Raw genomic sequence first — 3046 nt, 5'->3', positions numbered from 1 at the left:
GGCCAAAAAAATCAAAACCGATGCTGGTGGAGGTTTCATCTGTATATAATTTGTTTATTCACATTTTGCCTATTTACAATGGTGTTCATGCTGCCTTCGGCGGTTTTAACGGTGATGAAGCTATCAGATTTTTCATTAGTGTATATTTTAAACGGCATTCAAGATGGCTGAAGCCGTTTATTCATTCCCCTGTGTGGTTTGAATAAATCATGATGGTTTCATGTTATTTTCCATTGCTTTACGCTTCGTTTTAATTGTTCCTTGACTTTTAGATGCTTACGTCGTTTTATTCACGCGTTGTCTACAGACTGTAGACACCATGCAGGTATTTAGTAAATTGTTTTTAACAATGCTTTTATAGTTGATGGCTTTCTACCCAAGAGCTGTCCAAGATCGTTACTCACCAAGCCGAATTCGTCTTTGGCCATTGCCAAGGCAAACCCAGACAACACATCGATATACGCTTTCGGAACACCCGCATCGGTAAGGGTTTTGACATACTCATCCACCGCTGGCGAAAAATAGTTGACATTCTTGCCAGAAATCTCCGATAATATTTGGGCGATATCCTGATAAGTATACGTCTCTACATTTGTAAGGCTATAGGTTTTGTTTTCATGCTCGTCAGTCGTTAGTACCTTGGCTGTAGCTTCGGCCATTTCGTCCCGAAGCGCAAAGGATATTTTCCCTTCACCCGCAGGCAAATAGATACCGGTTTCTAGCACTTTTTCGCCTAGGAACATGGGAATGGTGTCTGCATATAAGGAGTTACGCAATAATGTGTAGGTGAGTCCGCTTTCTTTTATGTAATCCTCCGTCTGAAAATGGCTCGCCATTAAAAATTTAATAGCGGAAGTATTTACATCGTTCATCGAAACGCTTGTATAGACAATATACTTGACATCCGCTTTTTTCGCAGCATCCACCACGTTTTTGTGTTGCTGAAAACGATGTAATTCTGTTCCCGAGATTAACAGAACTTTGCTGATGCCCTGCATTGCGGTGTCCAGTGAAGCGGTGTCTTCGAAATCGCCGATTCGTACTTCAACGCCTTTTTCTTTTAAAGCAGCGGCTTTGTTTTCATCCCTTGCCAACGCAACGATGTTGTCGGCTGTTGTGTTTTTCAGCAAATGCTCAAGGGTGGCTTTACCCAAATGTCCTGTTGCTCCTGTTACTAATATCCTGCTCATCTTGTTTATTTTTATTTGTTTTTTCTACCGAATCATTTTTTAATGATGCAAAAATACGCTACTTTTGCTATACTTTAGTAATCACTATACCAAAGTATAGCACTATACTTTGGTATAGCACAAGCAACTATTTGTATCAAAATGCGCGAAACGGCACAATTAAAAGAGGTAAAAAAATGTTCGGCTACCTATATATTGGCGGTCAACGACACGATGAATGTCATCAACGGAAAATGGAAGCTGCCAATTATGGGCGCATTGCTTTTCGGTAAAAGGCGCTTTAAGGAATTGGAAAGGGAAATACCGAAAATTTCCCCCCGTATGCTTTCCAAGGAGCTTCGGGATTTGGAAGCCAATGGCATTGTTTCACGAACGGTTCATAATGGGATGCCTGTTATCGTGGAGTACGAGCTAACGGAATCCGGGCATTCGTTCAAGAAGGTGTTGGATGTTATGGTGGAATGGGGATTGCAGCACCGAAAACGCACTATTGGAGACAGCGCGTTAAGAAACGTCGTTTGATAACTTGGCATAAAGTTGTACGCTTATTGGCACAAATTGACTACTGGACTATTGACTGATAAGGAAGTAGCTAGTTATGGTTTATAGGCTTTTGGTAAACCCACTTTTTTCAACGTATCGTTCGCCTGTTTGAGTTTTTCAGGAAACAATATCTTTCCCTGAAACCGATCAAGTTTTTTGTCAATTTTTACAATAGGTGTTTTCGTTTTATTGATTTGCTCAATCTTCATAATACAAATTTACAAAAATGATTTTATAGCAGAAAATTTCGTTAAAATGATTTTCTGATTACTAAAAAAGCTTCATAGGTTTTACCAACCTCAAAATATTCCCATTGGTCGTTCTTTAATCCATATACATCGAAATCTTCAGCTATTTCGGTGAGATTGTTGGTCAGTCCCATTCGATATAACCGTGTGCGCCCCTTTGTACTACCCGTTGCAAATACCCAAGCGTTTGGATATTTGCTCGTAAACGCATATACGGTAGATGCAACGGTAGCAAGCACCTTTTGACTATCACCATTATTCGTGATAGATTTGTCATTGATGCTGTCCATAGTTTCATCATAGTCGCCAAACGCAAGGTTATAAACGTTTTCAATGTTGGTTGCGGAGAACTCCACAATTTTTCTTATTCTTCCCTTAGGCCCTACACTTATGAATTCGTAGTGCATCATTTGTCTTTGGGTAGTGTATTCGTATTTAGGATAGTGCATTTAAGTTGTTGGATAAATGGTGAGCAAATATAATGGATACCCCATCGCTAAACAAACTTTTTCCCTTTCCTCGGCTTCGGCACCTCCACAGCTTCCTGTGCCTCCGTGGGGGTGATGCCGTAGTAGTTTTTAAACTGGTGGTTGAATGATGATTGCTCGGCATAGCCCAGCCCATAGGCTACCGCGGCCGATGGTAGCCGTTGTTCCCGTAGCCGCCACAACGCTTCTTCCATCACCGTTTGGGTCATGTAGGCTTTGACGGATTGCCTTTCTTGCTTACTGAAATGCCGGTACAAGGCTTGCCGCGATTTGCCCAGATCCGTAGCCAGCTTGGCCATCGAAGGAAACTGCTGGGATTCGATTTGCTGCCGGATACCCTGCTTGATCGCTGCGATGAGTGAATTACTTGGATGCGCCAATGGCATACGATGCACGCGGCCATGCAATTCATGGAGCTGCACAACATACCCGTCGATGGTATGGTCAAGCTTCATGCCCTCCATGAACGGAAGGTTTAACAGGCCAACCACGGTAATGCGCACTTGGTCGTCCATCTGATAGGCCTTGGATATACGGCAGCGGTGATTTTTTGTGCGCAGGCGTTCCAATAGTTCTT

Annotated in this window: 6 protein-coding genes; 2 read left to right on the top strand and 4 right to left on the bottom strand. The window is 42.3% G+C overall.

Translation table 11 applies throughout. From position 1 onward, the window contains the following. On the top strand, window positions 1-206 hold a 206-nt coding region (locus NF543_RS25115; RefSeq protein WP_257670950.1), incomplete at its 5' end, for a hypothetical protein. A 123-nt stretch (window positions 207-329) separates the two neighbouring features. Here the strand turns inward: NF543_RS25115 and NF543_RS25110 are convergent. Next, complete coding sequence (locus NF543_RS25110) at window positions 330-1190, bottom strand: SDR family oxidoreductase (RefSeq protein WP_257670949.1); 861 nt, start codon at window positions 1188-1190, stop codon at window positions 330-332. A gap of 141 nt (window positions 1191-1331) precedes the next feature. On the opposite strand from NF543_RS25110, the gene NF543_RS25105 reads away from it, so the two are divergent. Then, the gene (locus NF543_RS25105; protein ID WP_257670948.1) at window positions 1332-1712 is read left to right on the top strand and encodes a winged helix-turn-helix transcriptional regulator; all 381 of its coding nucleotides are present in this window, start codon (window positions 1332-1334) and stop codon (window positions 1710-1712) included. Window positions 1713-1786: 74 nt separating this feature from the next. On the opposite strand, the gene NF543_RS25100 is transcribed toward NF543_RS25105, so the two are convergent. The 3 genes from NF543_RS25100 to NF543_RS25090 all read right to left on the bottom strand — a co-directional run. Further along, window positions 1787-1942, bottom strand: coding sequence for a hypothetical protein (locus NF543_RS25100; protein ID WP_257670947.1), 156 nt, complete (start codon window positions 1940-1942; stop codon window positions 1787-1789). Window positions 1943-1983: 41 nt separating this feature from the next. Continuing rightward, a complete protein-coding gene (locus NF543_RS25095; protein WP_257957582.1) occupies window positions 1984-2430 on the bottom strand; it encodes a DUF6934 family protein in 447 nt (148 codons plus the stop codon). A 47-nt stretch (window positions 2431-2477) separates the two neighbouring features. Further along, the coding region (locus NF543_RS25090; protein ID WP_257670945.1) for a helix-turn-helix domain-containing protein at window positions 2478-3046 on the bottom strand (569 nt) is incomplete at its 5' end.

Origin of the sequence: Parapedobacter tibetensis (genome assembly GCF_024704835.1) — a bacterium.
GTDB lineage: Bacteria > Bacteroidota > Bacteroidia > Sphingobacteriales > Sphingobacteriaceae > Parapedobacter > Parapedobacter tibetensis.
The sequence above is the reverse complement of the archived record's forward strand: the minus strand, read 5'-3'. Positions and strand labels throughout refer to the sequence as shown.

Coding starts and splice junctions, on each gene's coding strand:
- NF543_RS25110 (WP_257670949.1), bottom strand. CDS start 1,190: ATGAGCAGGATATTAGTAACAGGAGCAACAGGACATTTGGGTAAAGCC.
- NF543_RS25100 (WP_257670947.1), bottom strand. CDS start 1,942: ATGAAGATTGAGCAAATCAATAAAACGAAAACACCTATTGTAAAAATT.
- NF543_RS25095 (WP_257957582.1), bottom strand. CDS start 2,430: ATGCACTATCCTAAATACGAATACACTACCCAAAGACAAATGATGCAC.
- NF543_RS25105 (WP_257670948.1), top strand. CDS start 1,332: ATGCGCGAAACGGCACAATTAAAAGAGGTAAAAAAATGTTCGGCTACC.